Origin of the sequence: Achromobacter sp. GbtcB20 (assembly GCF_019091095.1) — a bacterium.
GTDB lineage: Bacteria > Pseudomonadota > Gammaproteobacteria > Burkholderiales > Burkholderiaceae_B > Achromobacter > Achromobacter mucicolens.
The window spans coordinates 1-241 of sequence record NZ_JAGXJZ010000832.1; the positions used below are offsets into that span (position 1 = coordinate 1).

1 protein-coding gene is annotated in these 241 nt (G+C 62.7%); it reads right to left on the reverse strand.

What is annotated here, in order from left to right:
- A partial coding sequence (locus KVT32_RS31305; RefSeq protein WP_217619558.1) for a type II secretion system F family protein occupies positions 1 to 241 on the reverse strand: 241 nt, incomplete at both ends.

Sequence of the window (241 nt, forward strand, 5' to 3'; positions counted from 1 at the left end):
GGAGCTTGAGGCCGATCTTGGCGGCGCACTCCTCGGCCATCGTGCGCCGCTTGTTGCGCAGGTTTTCCGAATACACGCGCAGCGAGTCGCCCACGCTGGTGCCGAAACGCTCGGACTGGATCAGCATCGCCACCAGCGTATCGACGTCGTCGACGCCGCTGCGCAATGCGAAGTTACGCAGCGCCTTTTCCTTGGTGAAGCCGGCACGCATTTCCATCAGCACGATCTGCAATTCCTGGGC